This window comes from Sphingobium aromaticiconvertens (assembly GCF_037154075.1).
Lineage (GTDB): Bacteria > Pseudomonadota > Alphaproteobacteria > Sphingomonadales > Sphingomonadaceae > Sphingobium > Sphingobium aromaticiconvertens.
In genome coordinates, this window is record NZ_JBANRJ010000001.1 from 1071877 (window position 1) to 1090261 (window position 18385).

Here is an 18385-nt window from a genome sequence, read left to right on the forward strand (position 1 = left end):
TCAGGGGCGGGTTGCGTACCGCCAGGCCACCTTGTCGGTCAGCATCTTGGCCCCGGCGCCCGCGCGCGCCTCGACATTGTTGTCGCCCATAGCCAGATCGATGGTCCAGCTCGCGATATGATCGTCGGCCTTGACCCGTGTCCACGCGCCACCGTTCAGGCGCAGTTCGACCGATGGCTGGTTGGTGAAGACGGCGACGGTCACGCGCTGTGTCCGCTTCTGCACGTCGCGGCGGCTGGCGATATGCAGCATCGGCACGTCCGACCAGTTGGCCTGATACCAGTAATAGGCGTCCTTGCGGACCTTGCGATCCTCCGTCACCAGCCCCTTGTCGTTGATCGCCGGGCGGTCCCCTTCGTTGCGCTTGAATGACGGGAAGTCGATGCCGACCCAGATGAAGGTCGACCAGAGGAAGGGCCGCTTCTTCATCTCACGCCAATGCTTGATGTGGAAATCGGTCTGATATTGTTCGGGATGCCAGTATCCGTTGGATTCCGGGCGTTTCACCACCGGGTCCTCCTGATGCAGGATACTGGCCCCCGCGCCATATTCGCTCACCCCGATCGGGCGGCCCGGCAGCTTGGCGTGAAGCTCGTCGGCCCAGGGGCCAATATCTTCCGACTTGGTCCAGTACCAGCCGAAATAGCGGTTATAGGACACGGTGTCGCTATGCTGCGCGATCGGATCGCTATCCTCCAGGCAACAATGGGCGTAGGTCGTCGGGCGCGTGGGGTCCAGCGTCTTGGCCGTCGCCTGCAACTCGGCCAGGATACGGTTGGACGCGGCGTCGGATTTGCGGATTTCGTTGCCGATCCCCCACAGAGCGACGGCGGGGTGATTGCCGGTTTGCGCGATCAGCTCGCGCATCTGCTGCACCAGATTTTCGCGGAAGGCGTCGGACGGATCATGATCGTCGATCAGCGGCACTTCGGTCAGCAGCAGCAGGCCCAGTTCGTCTGCTCGTTCATAGACGCGCGGGGGATGCTGCATATGGGCAAGGCGGATGGCCGTGGCCCCCATCTCGTGGAAAATGCCCAGATCCTCGTCAATCTGCGCGTCGGTGACGATCGGTCCCTGCCCGAAGCGGGTGGGATGTTGCAGGTTGACGCCATAGAGCCTGTAGGGCGCGCCGTTCAGCAGCACCGAACCATCGGGTTTGACCGCGATGGTTCGGACGCCCAGCGGCACCGTCTGGCTGTCCAGCGTCCGATCATCCTCGGCAACATCGGTCACGACCCGATAGAGATAGGGGGCCTTGCGCCCTTCCCAGCGATGCGGATTGCGCAGCGTGAAGGACTGGTCGACCGACCGCGCCTCACCGGGGGCCAGCGACAGGGCGGTCGTGCCCTGCGCCACCGTCTTGCCCGCGGCATCGACGATCCGGCTCTTGAGGGAAAAGCGCACCGTGCTCGTCCGGTCGTTCTTCACCGCGATCCGGGCGGAAATCGCTGCCGATCGGGCCGTCAGTCCGGTGGTGCGCACCTGCATACCCGGACCAGCATGGTCCATCCGGTCGATGTGCAGGTCGTTGGTCGTGATCAGCTTGACCGACCGATACAGGCCGCCGAAGATATTGAAGTCGCCGTTCAGCGGGGCGTAGCGCGTGTTGCGCGCATTATCGACCCGCACCGCGAGCAGGTTGTCGCCCGCTTTCAGCACATCAGTCACATCGAAGCGGAAGGCGGCATAGCCCCCTTCATGTGTGCCCAGCCTGCGCCCGTTCAGCCACACATCGGCCTTCAGCGTCGCGCCGCCGAAATGCAGGATGGTGCGCGTGCCCGGCGCGGGCTGGTACGCGATCACGCGCCGATACCAGGCGGGGCCGCGATAATAGACACCCTCCGGCTCGCCGCGCGCCTTGGCCCCGCCAATCCCCGAATCCTCGACATTGTAACTGTGCGGCACCTGAACGCGCGCCCAGCCGCTGTCGTCGAAGGTCGGCGCCGACGCATTGTCCGCATCGGCCTTCAGGAAACGCCATCGATCGGCGAGCGGTATGTCCTGCGCGGCACGCGCTGGCGTCAGGAGGCACAGGAACAGCAGCGACAGGATCGTGGCGGCGACGCGGGGGGGCAGGCGGGTGATGGCGATCCTCCTCAACTCAGGACATGGATATTGCCGGTCGCGATGTCGCGACTGGCGATGGCGCGAACCGCGTCACGCGGCGATCGGGTGGACCGCAGGCCGTCGACCACGCCGCCCGCCACATCGTCGAACAGGATGGCGGGGCGCGCGTCGGGCTTTTCGACGTCGAAGCTGACGTCGCGCAAACTGATGTTGCGGGCGTGCCGAATATAAAGGCCGTGCGCGGGCAGCGTGCCCATATAGCTGGGTTCAAGGCTGGAGCCGGGGCGCTCCGGAATCGCGCGGGCAGCGTCCGCAGCCGTGCCCCCGCCCGCCGACCGGACATGGACGCCCGAAAAGCTGATATCCTCGATCGGCTGGCCGGGATTGCCGACGATCCCGCAGGCATAGGGGCCGGATGCGCCCGACACCTGAATATCCGAAAAGCGGACACGGCGCACCCGCGATGGACCATTGCCGCGCGGTGCGCGGTTGCGCGCGGCCAGCCGGACGAAGATCGGATGATTGACAGGTGCGCGCAGATGGATGTCGTGGAAGGTCACGTCTTCCAGCACGCCGCCGTCGATCGCGCCCAGTTGCAAGCCCCGTGTATTGTCGCAGGTGCAGCCGCTGATCAGGATGTTGCGAAATCCCGTGGCCGAATCCGTGCCCAACTTGATGCGGCCCAGCACGCCCAGATCGTCAGTCGATCGATAAGGGGAGGGGCGATAGCTGCCGTCCACAATGGACCCCAGCAGATAGCCGCTGGTCTTGCAGCCGATGATCGTCACCTCCTCGCAGAAGCGTGCCTCCTGCAAGGCGTAGCTGCTCTTGAGGACGATCGCGTCGTCCTTGGGCGCGTTGACGATGCAGTTGCTGATCCGCACGTCGCGGCAGCAGTCGATGTCGATCCCGTCGCGGTCGGTATCGACCGTCAGATTGTCGATGGTGACGTTGGTGCAGCCCAGCACATAGCAGGCGAAATGGCCGCCCTGCAGGATGATGACGTCGCGCAGCAGTACATTATGGCAGCTGCGCAGGCCGATCGCCTTGTTGCCCCGGCCCTCATAGCTCATTTCCAACGGGATGGCGCGGCGCGCGGCATCGGCGCTCAGGCCCTGTTCCGCGGGGGATCGCCAGCCCGCAATGCCGTGCCAGCGGGGCGGCGGCCCTTCGCGATCCAGCCCCAACCCATGGATGATGCCGCGCCCGACGATTGCGACGTCGGTTTCGCCGTCAGCATAGATCAGGCTGTTGTGGAAATGGGCCAGCCCATAATCGACCAACTGCTCCTCGAACACGCCTTCGGGCAGATCATATTGCCCCTTGTGCCGCTTGGGGTCTGCCGCCTCGATGATGGCCCCGGGCATCAGCAACAGGGTGATGTGGCTCTTCAGCCGGATCGAAAAGCAGAGATAGCGTCCCGGCGGCACCACTACCGTACCGCCGCCTGCCGCGCTGGCCGCCGCGATGGCACGGTTGAAGGCGGGCGAATCGATCGTCGCCCCGTTCCCCTTCGCGCCATGGTCGCGCACATCGTGAAAGCCGGTGAGCGACCCGGCGGCGCGGACGGGCCGCGCGGCAAGGGCGAAGGCAGCGCCAAGGCCCAACGTCACGGCCCGGCGCCCGAACAGCGCGCGATCGATCAGGAGTGAAGATTGGGCCACAGACAGGCAGTCGGTCGCTTTGTCGGGCATGTTCGGCAACGCAGCCAATGGGCCATCCATCCTTATCCTCCACCATTCATATGATGTATTATAGGATGAAGATCGCCCTGCCAAGGACTTAGGTCAGGCTGCTCCGGTCGATTTCTCCCACGGAACGCACGCCGTTGAGCGCCATGGACACAGTCATGCCCTGTGCGATGAGGTTCAGCAAATGAGTCACCCCTTGTTCGCCGCGCGCGGCCAGCGCGTAAATATAGGCGCGGCCCAGCAACACGCCCCGTGCGCCCAGCGCCAGCATCCGCACGACATCCAGCCCGGTGCGGATGCCGCCATCAACCAGCACAGTCAGCGCGTCACCCACGGCGTCGACGATGGCGGGCAGGGCGCGGGCGGTCGACAGCGCGCCATCCAGTTGCCGCCCGCCATGGTTGGACACGATGATGCCATCCGCGCCGAAGCGCACGGCGTCGCGCGCATCATCGGGATCCAGCAGCCCCTTGACGATCATCTCGCCTTTCCAGAAATCGCGGATCCATTCCAGGTCGCGCCAGGTGATGGCCGGATCGAAATTGGCGCCCAGCCAGCCGATATAGTCCGTGAGGCTTGTGGGCTGCCCGCGATAGTCGGTAATATTGCCCAGATCATGCGGTCGTCCCCGTAGTCCCACATCCCATGCCCATCCCGGTCGCCCGACCGCCTGCATCATCCGGCGCAGCGGTGCATGCGGGCCGCTCATGCCGGAATGGGCATCGCGATAGCGGGCGCCGGGGACGGGCATGTCGACGGTGAAGACCAGCTTGGTCGCGCCCAGCGCCTGCGCCCGTTCCAGCGCATGGCGCATGAAGCCGCGATCCTTGAGTACATAAAGCTGGAACCAGACTGGCCTGCCGCAACTCTGTGTGACCTCGGCGGCGGAACAGACGCTGACGGTCGAGAGGATATAGGGAATGTCGGCGCGGCAGGCGGCGCGTGCCACCTGCACTTCGCCCCGGCGGCGCATCATTCCGCCCAGACCGATCGGCGCCAGCAGCACCGGCATCGCCATCCGCTCACCGAACAGGCTGGTTTCCAGGCTGGGCGCGGACACATCCCGCAGCACCCTCTGGCGCAGGCGTATGGCGGAAAGGTCGGCGCGGTTCGCGGCCATCGTCTCCTCGCCGAACGCGCCGCCGTCGACATAATCGAACAGGAAGCGGGGCAGCCGTCGACGCGCCGCTTCCCGATAGTCGAGCGGGGACGAAAGGATCATGGGCTGCTCCGGGGCTGGCGATGGCTGTCGAGGGGAAGGACCAGATCGGCATATCCCGGCATGTCGGCCAATATGTGGCGAGTCAGGCGCTCATAATGCTGGACGAAGCGATCGAGCGCGGCGTCGTCCATCACGCCGGTTTCGTCCCGCCCCGTGACCGACAGGCTTTCGCGCAGGGCGGTTTCCTGTTCGCCCCGCCAGCACCGGACGATGGCGAAGCCGGGCGCGGCGAGCAGCGCCAGCCGGTCGATCCGCGCAAACAGGTCGGTATAGGAGCCGCTCAGCCTGTCGTTTACATATCGCCGCCAGAGGCCCGCCTCGTCCTCGTCGCGTTCCAGCGCGTTGCAGGGGTCGGCGAGCGCGGCATCGCCCTGCGCCCGTGCGCCCACGCACCACCCCTCAAAGATCAGCAGGTCGACCGGGCCGTCGATGCGGTCCCATTGATCAGGCGGGGCCTGTTCGTCACGCGCCTTGTCGAAACGGGGCAGGGGCGCGGCGATTCCCGCATGAACGGCGTCCAATATGGCGCATCCGCGTGCGACATCGTGCGTGCCGGGGACGCCGCGCGTGCGCAATAGCGGGTGGATGGTGTCGGCCAGTTCCTGCCGCTTCGCGCCGGGCAGGTAGAGATCGTCGATCGACAGGATGGCGATCCGCAGGCCCCGCCTGGCCAACCGCTCCGCCAGCGCCGCCGCCAGCGTCGACTTGCCCGATCCCTGCGCCCCGCAAAGCCCCAGGACAAGGGGACGGTCAGCCGCCGCCATCCAGCCCATGGCGGCTTGGTCCAGCCGGTCAATCGACGGGGTCAAGCAATGCCATTTCGTCGAAGAAGCGGTCCAGATTATCGGCGACCTTCATGCCCATCGCCGTCCGCGTCTCCAGCGTCGCGCTGCCCAGATGGGGCAACAGCACGACATTGGGCAGGGTCAGCAGGGCGGCATGGACACGCGGTTCATGTTCATACACGTCCAGCCCGGCGGCGGCGATGCTGCGATCCGCCAGCGCGGTCGCCAGCGCCGCTTCGTCGATCAGCGACCCGCGCCCGGTGTTCACCAGCACGGCGGTCGGCTTCATCCGCGCCAATATGTCCGCGTCGATCATGTGCCGGGTTTCGGCGCCGCCCGGTGCATGCAGAGACAGGATGTCGGCCTGCGTGGCGAGTGTGGCCAGATCGGGATGATAGGCCTCGTCCGGCATGTCCGGCGCCGGGCGGCGGCTATGATAGGCGATGCGCAGGCCGAATGCGCTGGCCCGGTCCGCCACGGCGCGGGCGATGCGGCCGAAACCGACCAGACCGAGCAGATTGCCGTCCAGCGAATGGCCCAGCATGTGGGTCGGTCGCCAGCCGCTCCATGCGCCGCTGCGCACCTCCCGCTCGCCTTCCGCCGCGCGCCGCGTGGCCATCAGGATCAGGGTCAGGGCGATATCGGCGGTCGCGTTGGTCAGCACGTCGGGCGTGTTGGTCACGGCGATGCCTGCCTCTCGCGCGGCGGACAGGTCTATATGCTCGACGCCTGCGCCGAAATTGGCGACGATCCGCGCGCGACGGTCCGGGGCCAACAGCAGGTCGCGGTCGATCCGATCAGTCACCGTGGGACACAGCGCGTCATGATCGCGCATCGCCTGCGCCAGCGCGGCGTCGTCCATTGGTTCGTCCGACAGGTTGGGCGTCACCGCGTAGCGATCGGCGAGCCGCGCTTCCACCGCATCGGGCCAGCGGCGGGTCAGCAGGATGCGGGGACGATCATCCATGGCGGCGCGCGCCGGGCGGGAGCGTTAATGGCATGGACCGACCATAGCCGGTGCAGGAACGGCGCAAAAGCGATACGTGCATCTCAGCGCCGCTGGAATTTGGGCGCGCGCTTTTCGGCGAAGGCGGCGCGCCCTTCGGCGGCGTCAGCGGTTGCGAAGCAGATCGCCTGCAGGTCACGCTCATATTCGATCGCCTTGTCGAACGGCATCTGGTGCGCCGCGCGCAGGTTCAGCTTGGCGGTTTCGGCGGCGATCGGCGCGCGCTGTGCGATCGTGGCAGCGATGGTGACGGCGCGCGGCATCAACTCGCCGGGGGGCACGACCGCGCTCACCAGTCCCCATGCCAGCGCGCGGTCGGCATCCACCATGTCGCCGGTCAGGATCATCATCGCCGCGTTGGACATGCCGGCGGAATGGGCAAGGCTGACCGCCATGCCGCCGCCGCCGATCCAGCCCAGCTTGATTTCCGGCGCGGCGAAGCGGGCGTTGGTGGAGGCGATGCGTATGTCGCAGGCCATCGCCGTTTCCAGCCCTCCACCCAGCGCATAGCCGTTGATCGCCGCGATCACCGGCTTGCGGCACCCGCGCAGCGCGTCGCAATAATCCTGGCGGTTGCGGAAGTCCCAGGGCGTCGCATAGCCGTCCAGCGTCGATATGTCGGACCCGACCGAAAAGGCGCGATCACCCGCGCCGGTGACGATCACGCAACGTACGGCATCCGATCCGTTGCAGTGGGCCACCGCCTCGACCAGCGCCTGCGCCATGTCCGGAGTCATGGCGTTCAGCTTGTCCGGCCGATTAATGGTAATGGTCGCGATGCGATCGGCGATGGCGACGGTCAATTGAGCGTTCATTCGGTTTCTCCTCGACGGGACAGCCGCTCAGCCATGCTGGCGCACGACGCCGGATTCGACCAGTTGTGCGATCTCGTCGTCGCTCCGCCCGATTTCGCGCAGCACGTCCGCGCTATGTTCACCGACCAGCGGGGCGCCGCGCGTGACCGTGGAGGGCGTGCGCGAAAAGCGGATGGGAAAGCCCGGCGTCTTGACCCGGCCCTCGGTCGGATGGTCATATTCCACGAAGGTGCCATTATGCCGTATCTGCGGATCGTCGATCAGGTCGGCATAGCCATAGACCGGCCCCGCCCATATGTCGGCGGCGCGAAATATCGCCAGCCAGTCGGCGCTGTCGCGGGTTGGCAGATGTTCCTTCAGCCGGGCGAAGATCGCGTCGCGCTGGGTCCAGCCATCCTTTTCCTCGTCCATGTCGGCAAAGAAGGGATCGTCCAGCACCTCGCCTAGCTTGCGCAGCGACGCCATCGCCAGCGTGATATAGCCATCGCGCGTACTGAAAACGCCATAGGGCGCGCGGATATAGCTGTGTGCGTGGCGTTCGGCCGATCGCGTCTGCGGCTTGCCGCCGACGGTGAACACCGACAATTCCTGCATCTGGATGGTAGTGATCGCGTCGAGCATGTTGACCTGCACCAACTGCCCCTCGCCGGTGCGTTCGCGGTGGAACAAGGCGGCAAGCGCGCCCTCGAACGCCGAATAAGCGGTGATCGCGTCGACCAGATACTGGCCGGCGGGAGCAGGCGGTTCGCCCTCGGCCCCGGCGGACAGCATCGCCCCGGACATGCCTTGCAACAGCAGGTCCTGCCCCGGATAGCTGCGATAGGGACCATCCTCGCCATAACCCGACATGGAAATATAGATGAGGCGCGGGTTGATCGCGGAAAGTGTCGCATAATCGACGCCCAGTCGCTCGGCCACGCCCGGCCGGTAATTTTGCAGGAACACATCCGCCCCGCGCACCAGGTCGATCAGGACCGTCTTTCCTTCCGCCGCCTTCAGGTCGATGGCCAGCGACCGCTTGTTCCGGTTCAGCGACAGGAAGGACACGTTGATCTGATTGCCCGTCGCGCCGCCCGCCGCAGCGTGCCGTTGCCATTCGCCGCTGGTCGGTTCCACCTTTATGACGTCCGCGCCCATGTCGCCCAACCGCTGGGCGGCGAACGGGCCAGCCATCGCAATCGAACAGTCGATGACCCGAATATCCTTCAATATGCTCATGATCGTTCCTTCAGGCCATGACCCAGCCGCCGTTTACATGCAGCGTTTGTCCGGTGATGAATCCCGCTTCTTCGGCTGCGAAGAAGCCGATGGCATGGGCGATGTCGGCGGCCGTGCCGCGCCGTTTCACTGCCTGCGCGTCCAGTACCATGCGGTTGTAGCCGTCGGGGTCGGGGTAGATTTTCTCCGCGTCGGTCGGGAAGGCGCCCGGCGCGATCGCGTTGACGGTGATGCCGTTGGCGCCGAATTCGCGCGCCCAGGCCCGCGTAAGCCCGATCAGCGCGCCCTTGGACGCGATATAGGGCGACAGGTTCGCCCAGCCGCCCGACAGGGTGATGCTGGCGATGTTGATGATCCGGCCAAATTCCTTGGCCTTCATGCCGGGCAGCGCGACCTGTACGGCGACGATTCCGGCATCGACATTGACCCGCTGGACCAATTGATGCTCATCGATCGAAAAATCCTCAAAGGGCTTGGACGGGTAGATGGCGGCATTGTTGATGACGATGTCGAACCCACTATGCTCGGCGCTCAGAGCCTCCAGCGTGGTGCGCAGGGCCGGAAGGTCGGACAGGTCAGCCTGCGACACGATCAGCCTTCCCGCCTGCACGCCAGCGGCGGCATGGGTCAGCCGCTCGACCTTCGCAGCGTCCCTGTCGACCGCGATCACCGTGGCGCCCCGCGCCAGCAGCAGCAACGTGCTGTCCAGGCCCAGCCCGCCCGCCGCGCCGGTATAGAGGATGACCCGACCCCTCATGCCGCCGCGCCGATTGGCGGAAAGCGCCCGGACGGCGCGGGATAGTCGTCGGCGGGCTGGATGGCGACGCCTTCGATCCGGCGGACCGCATCGGCGACGGCGGCTGTGTCAGGCAGCACGTGCAACTCGGTTTCGTACAGCCGCTCCTCGCCATGTTCCAGTTCGATCAGCTCGCCTCGGTCGCGGGCGAAATCCTTGCCCAGCACATGGTTGGTCGATGGCTCGATGCCCACGGCATAATGGCCCGCATGCAGGTTCTGCCATTCAAACATGGCCGGAAATTGATCCTTGCGGGTGATGACGGAAAAACCGAAGCCCAGCGCTTCGTTGACCAGCGCAACCTCGACCCGGCCCTGCGCATCGGGGGCCATGTCATGTTGCCACACCTGTTCGTGGAAGTTCGGGATCGGGGCGGGCAGGGTGCGATAACCGACCCCCTGGGCGCGATACTTGTCGGCATGGGCGGCCCAGATCACGTCGCGCACCGGCGCGACATAGCGCGATCCTTCCGCCACCACCGGATGGCCGACATTGATATGGTAACAGAACATGTGCGGCGTGCGGTAAAAGCCGTGATTGACGACCCGATCCGTCAGGCGGATGGCGTCGCCGCCCATATCGGCCTCGATCCGGCGGATGAGGTGCAGGTCTTCGCCGAATACGGTCGATTGCTGCACCACGCCCTCTGCCCACAGGATGCAGCGGTCGCCATCCCACCGCTCACCATAGCCGGTCAGCCGCGCCGGGATCGTGCCGACCCGGCCGTGCAAGGAGGATGCGACCGCCTTGCGCGGGCCATAATGATAATGGCCCGCCGGATCGTCGTGCATGAACAATATGTGATCGAGGCCGCAGGTGATATTGAGACCGGACATGGACCGGAACCAGCCCAGCCCGCTCTCGCCTTCATAATCGTGCAGCCCCGGATGGCGGAAGCCCGACGGCGAATGCCACCCGACCGCGCGCCCGGCATGGTCGCATTGCGCGATGTCCATCGCCCGATCGACCAGCACGGTAAAGCGCAGGCCCGAACCGGTGGAAAAGTCCAGCATCCGTATGCCGCGTTCCACCCCGTCGCCCAGCGTGACCAGGCGCACGCCCGCAAATTGCGACAGGGCGCCCGATCGCATGGCGAGTTCGCACCGCGACAGGTTCTGGCCATAAAGATATGGCATATATCCTCTCCCGCTATCTTGTAAGACATATGATGAATAGGCAGGCTGGAGAGAGGCGTCAACCATGGGAGGTCATCGCGCATGAATCAGGTCATCCGCCGCTGCTTCGTCGTCGATCTTATCGATGACGACGACATGATTGATCGCTACCGCGCCTGGCACCGCCCCGGCGGCCCGCCCCAGACGATCAACGATGCGATCCGGGCCGATGGCGTGCGCGACCTTCAGATATGGATGGTCGGCGATCGCATGGTGATGATCATGGAACAGGATATGGCGATGGCCGCCGATCGGGATGGCAAGGCGGCGCGCGACGCCGCCAATCCCGATGTGCAGGCGTGGGATGCGCTGATGCGCCGGTTCCAGAAATCGCTGCCCTTTGCACCCGATCGCACATGGGTGGAAATGGAGCGCATCTATGATCTGGGCGAACAGCCCTGACCGCGACGCCGGGTGCCCTAGTCGTGCGGCAAGGGCGCCGACCGGCGCTTCGCCCAGGACGACTCGATATGGTCGCGCATGGCGCGACTCGCAGCGTCGGGGTCGCCCGCAACGATCGCGGCGTGGATGCGACGATGGGCTGCATGAGTGTCGCGCACATGGTCGACGTTCAGCCGACCGCTATAACCGTGCGTCTGCAACGCCTTTGACTGGACGCCATCGATGATCGCCTTGCTCAGCCGATCGCCTGACATACGCATGATGATGTCGTGGAAATTCACATCTTCATGCACATAGGCGGCGGGCATGGGGATCAACTGTTCCAGCTTGTCGATCTGGGCAGTCAGTTCTGCGACCTGTTCGGGCGTTGCCCGCCGCGCCGCCTTGGCCGCCATCGCCGCTTCCAGCGAGGCGCGGATTTCCGACAGGTTGTCGAGGTAGGACAGGCCGTCTTCGCGCCGGAACAGCGCCGACAGGATCATCGGGTCCAGCAGATTCCAGGCCGAAGAATCCCGCACGATCGTGCCGCGTCCCTGCTGCGACACCACCAGTCCTTTTTCGGTCAGCGCGGTCGTCGCCTCGCGCACGACCGTCCGGCTGACGCCATATATGTCGCACAGCATGTTTTCAGGCGGCAGGGCGGTGCCGGACGGATAGATTTCGGTGACGATCGCGCTGACCAGGTCGTCGACGACCGCCGTGGCAAGGCGCGGTCGCTTGCGCGCGCGCTGGTTCGCGATGTTGAAGGGGACGCCGGGCCTGCCCTGTTCGCTAGTCACTCTGTTTCCCTATAGTCGGCCTTTAAGCCCTCTGAAAATGTCGTGGACCCGATCATCCCTCATCGTCAAGTCTTGCTATTCTACAAAGATAATACATAGTATGTTTGTCATTGGCGGATGCGGGCGTAAGGAACGACAAGTATGAAAATAACGGGGTATCGCAGCCTTTCGACGGTTCACCAGTGGGGACGCCCCGTCGGCGATGTTAATGGCGTGGTGCAGGATGGCGTGACCGAAGTGCCTGTACTGCTGCTCGAAACCGATGGCGGGCTGACCGGCGTGGGGCTGGGACCGCATGACGACATCGCGCGGGTATTCCCGGCGGTGGAGGGGCAGGATCCTCGCGCGGTTTCTGCACTTTACGATGCGATGCTGGCGCAGGTGTTCAAAAGCGGCCATGCCGGGGCCACCTATGGTTCGATCGCGGCGATCGACATGGCTCTGTGGGATTTGAAGGCGAAGATGGCGAACGAGCCGCTTTGGCGGACGCTGGGCGCGGCCGACCGCTTCGTGCCCGGCTATGCATCGGGCCTTTGTTACGGCCTGGACGACGACGCTTTCGCATCGCTTTACCGGTCCTGGGCCGATCGGGGGTTCAGCGCGGCGAAGATCAAGGGCGGCGCCGACATCGGCCGTGATATTGCCCGGTTGGAAACGGTTCGCGACATATTGTCGGTCAACAGTGCGCGTCCCGCATTGATGCTGGACGTGAACGAGATGTGGAACCGCAAGCAGGCGGTACGACATCTGGCCGAGATAGAGGCCCGGATCGACCTGACCTGGATCGAGGAACCGGTGCGGCGCTGGGACGCGGATGGCCATGCCCAGATCACCCGCGCTGCCCGCGCGAGCGTGGCCAGTGGCGAAAATTTGACTGGGTTGGAGCAATATATGCCACTGATCGCGGCGGGCGGGGTCGATATCGTCCAGGCCGGTAGCGTCTGGGGCATCACCCATTTCAATCGAGTGGCGATGGTCGCCCATGCCCATGGTCTGCCGGTGTCCCCGGTCGCCTATAACGCCAATCCGCTGGCCCATGCCGCGGCGGCCGTGCCGAACATGATCGGCGTGGAGATTCAGGATTTCGGCTGGCCCGATCATCTGGACGTGGATCAGCAAATCGTCGACGGTGGCATCCTGCTGGGTGACCGGCCGGGGCTGGGCATAGAGGTGGACGAAACCGGCATCGCCCAGGCCGCGAAGGCGGCCGGTTGGGGCGCGCAGGGCGGTCCGCACCGCCGCTCGCGCGAGGCGGGATTGCGGCTGGTGCCGGAACCGCAGGCCAAGGCCAAGTGACACGGCACGAAGCCCCGATGATCGATATTGCCGCGCCCTTCCAGGTTCCGGGGCACGTCACCGGCGCGCGGCGGATGCGGCTGCAACTGTCGCTGATGGTCAATTTCTTCCTGCTGATGGCGCTTTACAGCGGCGTGCTGGGCGTGCTGCTGCCTAACCAGATCGCGGAACTGGATGCGGGTAACAAGGCGACCAATCTGGCGATCCTGTTCGCCATCACCTCCATCTTCTCCACGCTCGCCACGCCGATCGCGGGCGCGCTGTCCGACCGGACCCGCAGCCGTTGGGGACGGCGCAGCCCGTGGATCGCCATCGGTTCGCTGATCGGATCGCTATGCCTGTTCGGCGTGTCGTGGATGACCAGCTTCTGGTCGCTGATGATCCTGTGGGTGATGGCGGCGACGGCGTATAACAGCATGCAGCCCGCCCTGACGACGCTGATCGCGGACCGCTTCGCACCGGAAACGCGCGGTGCGGTATCGGGCATCGTCGGCGCGGGAATGACCGCCGGGCTGACGGCAGGCACGGTGGTCGCGGGCTATCTCGCTGGGGAGCGCATATTGGCCTATGGCCTGTTCGCGGCCGCAATCGCCATGGCTTGTCTCGTCTTCGTGCTGATCAACCGAGAACCGCCGAGCGACGCCATGCCGCCCCGGCCAATTCAGTGGGGCGCCTTCTTCCGCAGCTTCTGGATCAGCCCGCGCGCCCATCCCGATTTCGCCTGGGCCTTTGCCAGCCGATTCACCATCTATATGGGCTATCAGGCGGTCGCCGCCTATCTGCTCTACATATTGCGCGACTATATCGGGCTGGGCGATAATGCCTCCAATATCGCGATCGCGAACATGGCGATGGTGACGTTGGTCTGCCTGGTTCTGTCCTCGCTGCTATCGGGTTGGTTGTCGGACCGCTACCAGCGGCGCAAGCCCTTCGTCATCCTGGGCAGCCTGGTGATGGGCTGCGCAATGGCCGCGCCGCTCGCTATGCCGTCGATGACCGGCATGTGGGTCTATGCCGCCATCATCGGCGTGGGTTACGGGATGTTCATGTCGATCGACATGGCGTTGATGACGCAGGTTCTGCCCCAGAGTGCCGATGGGGACGAGGGCAAGGATCTGGGCGTGCTGACCACCGCCGTCAACATTCCCCAGATCATCAGCCCGATCATGGCGGCCCTGCTGCTTGGACTGTTCGACAATGACTATCGCACCATCTTCGTCGCCGCACTGATTTTCGTGTTCGGATCGGCGCTGTGCATCCTGCCCATCAAATCGGTGCGATAATTCATATTACATATGATGATAATTTGACATATCTGTTTCCGTAAGGCATGTTTCGATCAACAATAATGCCGGGGAGAAGATGTCATGCCGAAGGCTGCAAACCTTCATTCGTTCCTGTTGCTTTCGACCGCCGCCATGGCGATCGCGATGCCGGCCATGGCGCAGACGACACCGCCGACAACGCCGCAGGCACAGGCAGGCAACGAGAATATTCAGGACATCATCGTCACCGGCATCCGCGCCAGTCAGAAGGCGTCGATCGACCTGAAGCGCGATGCCGTCGGCGTCGTCGATTCGATCGTGGCGGAGGATCTGGGCAAACTGCCCGACCAGAATGTCGCGGAATCGCTCCAGCGCATCGCGGGCGTCACCATCGAACGCAACCGGGGCGAGGGGCGGTTCATCACCGTGCGCGGTTTCGGGCCGAAGTTCAACGCAGTGACGGTCAACGGCCGCACCCTGGCCACCGACAATAATGGCCGTGAATTTTCGTTCGACGTCCTGCCGTCCGAAGTCATTTCCGGCGCGGACGTCTACAAATCGCCGCAGGCCAATATCAATGGCGCGTCGATCGGCGCGACGGTGGATGTACGCACCTTGCGCGCGATCGACCAGAAGGAAGCTTTCTCTCTGACCGGATCGGGCGGTTTCCAGTGGGCGGAACTGGCCGACACGTTCAACCCCGAACTGTCGGGCGCCGCAGCCTGGCGGAACGAGGATCGCACCATCGGCCTGTCGCTGTCGGCGGTCTATACCAAGCGCGAGACGCGCAACGACGAATTTACGATCGGCGCCGGACATGTTCGCCGGTCGAGCACCGATTCCTACTATAATCGCGGCGGGGTCGCGGGTGGACGTATCGGACCGGGTGTCGCGCCCTTCTCGCGCATCTCCATGCCGTCCAACCTGTCGCCCTTTTTCTTCGAGCGCGACCTGGAACGTTACGGCCTGTCGGGGTCGCTCCAGTTCCGCCCGGTGGAGACGCTGACCGTCACCTTCGATGGCCTTTATTCCAAAGCCAAGTTCACAGAACAGCAGACCGGCCTCGCCTACGACTTTGCGGGCGGCACACTGGTGGATCAGGTGGTCGAGGGCAACGAGGCGGTGTTCCAGCGCTATCAGGGTGGCTTCGTCGACCAGATCATCCAATATGACCAGCGCAACGTGACCACCGATCAACTGGGCGTCAATATCGACTGGAAACCGTCCGAAACCTTCACGCTGAAGCTGGACGCCTCGCGTTCCAACGCGCGGCGCCGGGGCAAGGAGAATAACCTTTTCACGACCATCCGGCGCAAGAATGTGGATATGTTCTTCGATCGGCGGTCGGGCAGCCCGATCTATGACTATGGCTTTACCAGTTCGCTCTATCCCAACGCCGCGACCAATCCGCAGGGGCTTACCGCCCACTATTATATCTGGGGTGGCGGTACCGATGTGGATGACGAGATTCGCGAATATCGGGCCGATGCCGAATGGAAGCCGACCAGCAATCTGACCTTCGCCATCGGCGGCATGATCGCGGATCGCAAGAAAACGCTGACCGGCGACGAAATGCCGTTCGACCAGCAATGCACCTATTGTGATTCCAACCGGGTGCTGCCGACATCGCTGTTCAGCCCAACCAACCGCAATTTCTTCCAGGGCGGGGGCGCCGGCAATATCCTGCGCGACTGGCTGATCTATGATCCCTTGCAACTGGTGCAGACGATCGACCAGTTCGCGCAGCAGGACGGCAAAGCCTTCGATCCGGCAATCTTCTCCCCCTCCGCTTCGTCCGTGGTCGATGAAAAGGTGCGGATCGGTTATATCATGGGCACATGGGAAACCAGCATCGGGTCGATGCCGCTGACCATCAACGCCGGGCTTCGCTACGAAAATACCGACTATACGTCGACCGGCGCCTCGCGGACGGTGATCAGCGCCCGACCCAATCAGGGCGGGCAGAATATCATCGTCGTGTCGCCGGTCGTGCCGGTGGGTTTCCGCGGCAAATATGACGACTGGCTGCCCTCGCTCAACGTGAAGCTGTCGATTACCGATACGCTGCTGTTGCGCCTGGCCGCTTCGAAGGTGATGACGCGCCCGACCCTGACCGACCTGTCCCCGCGCCAGTCGATCCAGACCAATCCGGGCAATGAGACGATCCGGCGCGGCAATCCCGATCTGGCGCCTTTCCGGGCCGACCAGATTGAGGGTGGCGTGGAATGGTATTTCTCGGATTCCTCGCTGCTGTCCTTCGCGGCCTTCTACAAGGATATCAAATCTTTCGTGACGCTGGTGACGACGCCGCAACTGGTCGATCAGGTGACATTCCAGGTGACCGTGCCAGACAATGGCGAGGGCGCGACCGTCAAGGGGATCGAAGTCGGTTATCGGCAGGCCTTCACGGCGCTGCCCGCGCCGTTCGACGGTCTGGGCGTGCAGACCAGCTTCAACTATACCAAGTCGAACGCCAGCTACCAGAATAGCGTGGCCAATGTGTCCTTCGGCCTCGAAGGCCTGTCGAAATATTCCTACAGCCTTGTGGGCTTCTACGAAAAGAACGGCATTCAGGCCCGGGTAGCTTATACTTGGCGCGATAATTTCCTGCAGGTCGCGTCCGGCCGGAATGGCGAGCCGGAATATTTCGACGCTTATGGTCAGCTCGATGCGGGCCTGTCGCTGGACGTGACGCCGCAATTCACGCTGTTCGCCGACGCGACCAACCTCAACGACGCCAAGGAGTTCATCTATTCGGTCAGCCCCGACCGGACGAAGGAATATCGCAAGACCGGGCGGCGCATCTCGGCGGGCGTGCGCCTGCGCTTCTGATGCGAGTGGCGACCTGACAAGGTGATTTACAAGATTGACGAATAACCGATCATCTTTACAAGTTTGACGATGTTCCGGATTCTGCTTTTTCTGACCGTTGCGGTTGTCGTCACGATCCCCGCTTTTGATCGGGTGGCGGAAGCGGCCGCCGACAGCGATGTTAGCATCCGGGTGCGACCCGGCGGCGATATACAAGCAGCGATCGATGCGCTGCCCGCGAAGGGCGGCACGGTGCGGATCGCGCCCGGCGCCTATCGGGGGCAGGTGCGGATCGGCAAGCCAGATGTGCAATTGATCGGCGAGGGCGAGAGGCCGCAGGAGGTGCGGATCGTCGCGAGCGAAAGCGCGGCGACTCAGGGATCGATCTACGCGTCGGCGACCGTCCATGTGGCTGGGGAGGGCTTCCGCGCCCGCAATCTCAGCTTCGTCAACGACTGGGAAAGCCGCAATCGCGGTTCATCGCAGGCGGCGGCGCTGGCGGTGTCGGGCGACCGAGCGCTGTTCGAGCAGGTGGTGGTGTCGGGCGGACAGGACAGCCTTTATCTTGCCCGACCGCCGGGGCGGATGACGCGGCAGGTCTTTCGCAATTGCCGGGTGGAAGGGCATGTCGATTTCATCTTCGGCAATGCGAAGGCCTATTTCGACCGCTGCACCATTCACGGCCTGCGCCATGACAAGGTGATGTACACCGCGCAAAGCCGCAATCATGCGACCGACGAGAGCGGCTTCGTCTTTCACCGCTGCACCTTCACGGCGGACCAGCCAAGGGAGATCTATCTGGGCCGACCGTGGCGACCCTATGCGCGCGTCATCCTGATCGACAGCCAGATTGTAGCCCCGCTGTCACCGGGCGGCTGGCGCGAATGGAAGCCTGGCCTCACCAATGATGCCAAGACGGCGATGTTCGCCGAATATGGCACGGTCCATGCGGCAGGGCCGCCGCAGCGATCGAAGATCCGGCAACTGACGACGGCGCAGGCGCAGGCATGGACGCTCGACGCGTTTCTGGGCGGCGATACTGGCTGGGCACGATAGC

General features: G+C 64.3%; 15 protein-coding genes. 5 read left to right on the forward strand and 10 right to left on the reverse strand.

Annotated features, from left to right (window positions below):
* The 9 genes from WFR25_RS05255 to WFR25_RS05295 form a co-directional block, all read right to left on the reverse strand.
* Complete coding sequence (locus tag WFR25_RS05255; RefSeq protein ID WP_336969210.1) at window positions 1-2100, reverse strand: glycoside hydrolase family 2 protein; 2100 nt, start codon at window positions 2098-2100, stop codon at window positions 1-3.
* Window positions 2097-3791: a rhamnogalacturonidase gene (locus WFR25_RS05260; protein ID WP_336969212.1), complete on the reverse strand. Its 1695-nt coding sequence runs from the start codon at window positions 3789-3791 to the stop codon at window positions 2097-2099. The genes WFR25_RS05255 and WFR25_RS05260 overlap by 4 nt, the downstream gene beginning before the upstream one ends.
* A 58-nt stretch (window positions 3792-3849) precedes the next feature.
* Window positions 3850-4980 (reverse strand): FMN-dependent L-lactate dehydrogenase LldD, encoded by a 1131-nt coding sequence (lldD, locus tag WFR25_RS05265; RefSeq protein ID WP_336969214.1) that lies wholly within the window; start codon window positions 4978-4980, stop codon window positions 3850-3852.
* Window positions 4977-5753, reverse strand: coding sequence for a kinase (locus tag WFR25_RS05270; protein WP_336974705.1), 777 nt, complete (start codon window positions 5751-5753; stop codon window positions 4977-4979). Before WFR25_RS05270 ends, lldD begins: the two co-directional genes overlap by 4 nt.
* A 19-nt stretch (window positions 5754-5772) precedes the next feature.
* Window positions 5773-6732, reverse strand: coding sequence for a 2-hydroxyacid dehydrogenase (locus tag WFR25_RS05275; RefSeq protein WP_336969217.1), 960 nt, complete (start codon window positions 6730-6732; stop codon window positions 5773-5775).
* 83 nt (window positions 6733-6815) lie between these two features.
* Complete coding sequence (locus WFR25_RS05280; protein WP_336969220.1) at window positions 6816-7586, reverse strand: enoyl-CoA hydratase/isomerase family protein; 771 nt, start codon at window positions 7584-7586, stop codon at window positions 6816-6818.
* Window positions 7587-7613: 27 nt separating this feature from the next.
* On the reverse strand, window positions 7614-8804 hold the full coding sequence (locus WFR25_RS05285) for a CaiB/BaiF CoA transferase family protein (RefSeq protein ID WP_336969223.1): 1191 nt from the start codon (window positions 8802-8804) through the stop codon (window positions 7614-7616).
* A 10-nt stretch (window positions 8805-8814) separates the two neighbouring features.
* Complete coding sequence (locus WFR25_RS05290; protein ID WP_336969225.1) at window positions 8815-9561, reverse strand: SDR family NAD(P)-dependent oxidoreductase; 747 nt, start codon at window positions 9559-9561, stop codon at window positions 8815-8817.
* On the reverse strand, window positions 9558-10736 hold the full coding sequence (locus tag WFR25_RS05295; protein ID WP_336969228.1) for an aldose 1-epimerase family protein: 1179 nt from the start codon (window positions 10734-10736) through the stop codon (window positions 9558-9560). The genes WFR25_RS05290 and WFR25_RS05295 overlap by 4 nt, the downstream gene beginning before the upstream one ends.
* A gap of 81 nt (window positions 10737-10817) precedes the next feature.
* On the opposite strand from WFR25_RS05295, the gene WFR25_RS05300 reads away from it, so the two are divergent.
* On the forward strand, window positions 10818-11177 hold the full coding sequence (locus WFR25_RS05300; protein WP_336969231.1) for an L-rhamnose mutarotase: 360 nt from the start codon (window positions 10818-10820) through the stop codon (window positions 11175-11177).
* Between the two features lie 17 nt (window positions 11178-11194).
* Here the strand turns inward: WFR25_RS05300 and WFR25_RS05305 are convergent, their stop codons facing one another.
* Window positions 11195-11956: a FadR/GntR family transcriptional regulator gene (locus tag WFR25_RS05305; protein ID WP_336969233.1), complete on the reverse strand. Its 762-nt coding sequence runs from the start codon at window positions 11954-11956 to the stop codon at window positions 11195-11197.
* 141 nt (window positions 11957-12097) lie between these two features.
* Here WFR25_RS05305 and WFR25_RS05310 point away from each other — a divergent pair, with 141 nt between their 5' ends.
* From WFR25_RS05310 to WFR25_RS05325, 4 genes are all read left to right on the forward strand, one after another.
* Window positions 12098-13252 (forward strand): mandelate racemase/muconate lactonizing enzyme family protein, encoded by a 1155-nt coding sequence (locus tag WFR25_RS05310; protein ID WP_336969236.1) that lies wholly within the window; start codon window positions 12098-12100, stop codon window positions 13250-13252.
* Window positions 13249-14535 carry an MFS transporter gene (locus tag WFR25_RS05315; RefSeq protein ID WP_336969238.1) on the forward strand — a complete coding sequence of 429 codons (1287 nt, stop codon included), beginning with the start codon at window positions 13249-13251 and terminating at the stop codon, window positions 14533-14535. Before WFR25_RS05310 ends, WFR25_RS05315 begins: the two co-directional genes overlap by 4 nt.
* A gap of 84 nt (window positions 14536-14619) precedes the next feature.
* Window positions 14620-17349 (forward strand): TonB-dependent receptor, encoded by a 2730-nt coding sequence (locus WFR25_RS05320; protein ID WP_336969241.1) that lies wholly within the window; start codon window positions 14620-14622, stop codon window positions 17347-17349.
* Between the two features lie 69 nt (window positions 17350-17418).
* Entirely contained in the window at window positions 17419-18384 is a 966-nt protein-coding gene (locus WFR25_RS05325; protein WP_336969244.1) for a pectinesterase family protein, read from the forward strand.
* Window position 18385 lies beyond the last annotated feature (1 nt).

Coding starts and splice junctions, on each gene's coding strand:
- WFR25_RS05260 (WP_336969212.1), bottom strand. CDS start 3,791: ATGGATGGCCCATTGGCTGCGTTGCCGAACATGCCCGACAAAGCGACC.
- lldD (WP_336969214.1), bottom strand. CDS start 4,980: ATGATCCTTTCGTCCCCGCTCGACTATCGGGAAGCGGCGCGTCGACGG.
- WFR25_RS05270 (WP_336974705.1), bottom strand. CDS start 5,753: ATGGGCTGGATGGCGGCGGCTGACCGTCCCCTTGTCCTGGGGCTTTGC.
- WFR25_RS05275 (WP_336969217.1), bottom strand. CDS start 6,732: ATGGATGATCGTCCCCGCATCCTGCTGACCCGCCGCTGGCCCGATGCG.
- WFR25_RS05280 (WP_336969220.1), bottom strand. CDS start 7,586: ATGAACGCTCAATTGACCGTCGCCATCGCCGATCGCATCGCGACCATT.
- WFR25_RS05285 (WP_336969223.1), bottom strand. CDS start 8,804: ATGAGCATATTGAAGGATATTCGGGTCATCGACTGTTCGATTGCGATG.
- WFR25_RS05290 (WP_336969225.1), bottom strand. CDS start 9,561: ATGAGGGGTCGGGTCATCCTCTATACCGGCGCGGCGGGCGGGCTGGGC.
- WFR25_RS05295 (WP_336969228.1), bottom strand. CDS start 10,736: ATGCCATATCTTTATGGCCAGAACCTGTCGCGGTGCGAACTCGCCATG.
- WFR25_RS05300 (WP_336969231.1), top strand. CDS start 10,818: ATGAATCAGGTCATCCGCCGCTGCTTCGTCGTCGATCTTATCGATGAC.
- WFR25_RS05310 (WP_336969236.1), top strand. CDS start 12,098: ATGAAAATAACGGGGTATCGCAGCCTTTCGACGGTTCACCAGTGGGGA.
- WFR25_RS05320 (WP_336969241.1), top strand. CDS start 14,620: ATGCCGAAGGCTGCAAACCTTCATTCGTTCCTGTTGCTTTCGACCGCC.
- WFR25_RS05325 (WP_336969244.1), top strand. CDS start 17,419: ATGTTCCGGATTCTGCTTTTTCTGACCGTTGCGGTTGTCGTCACGATC.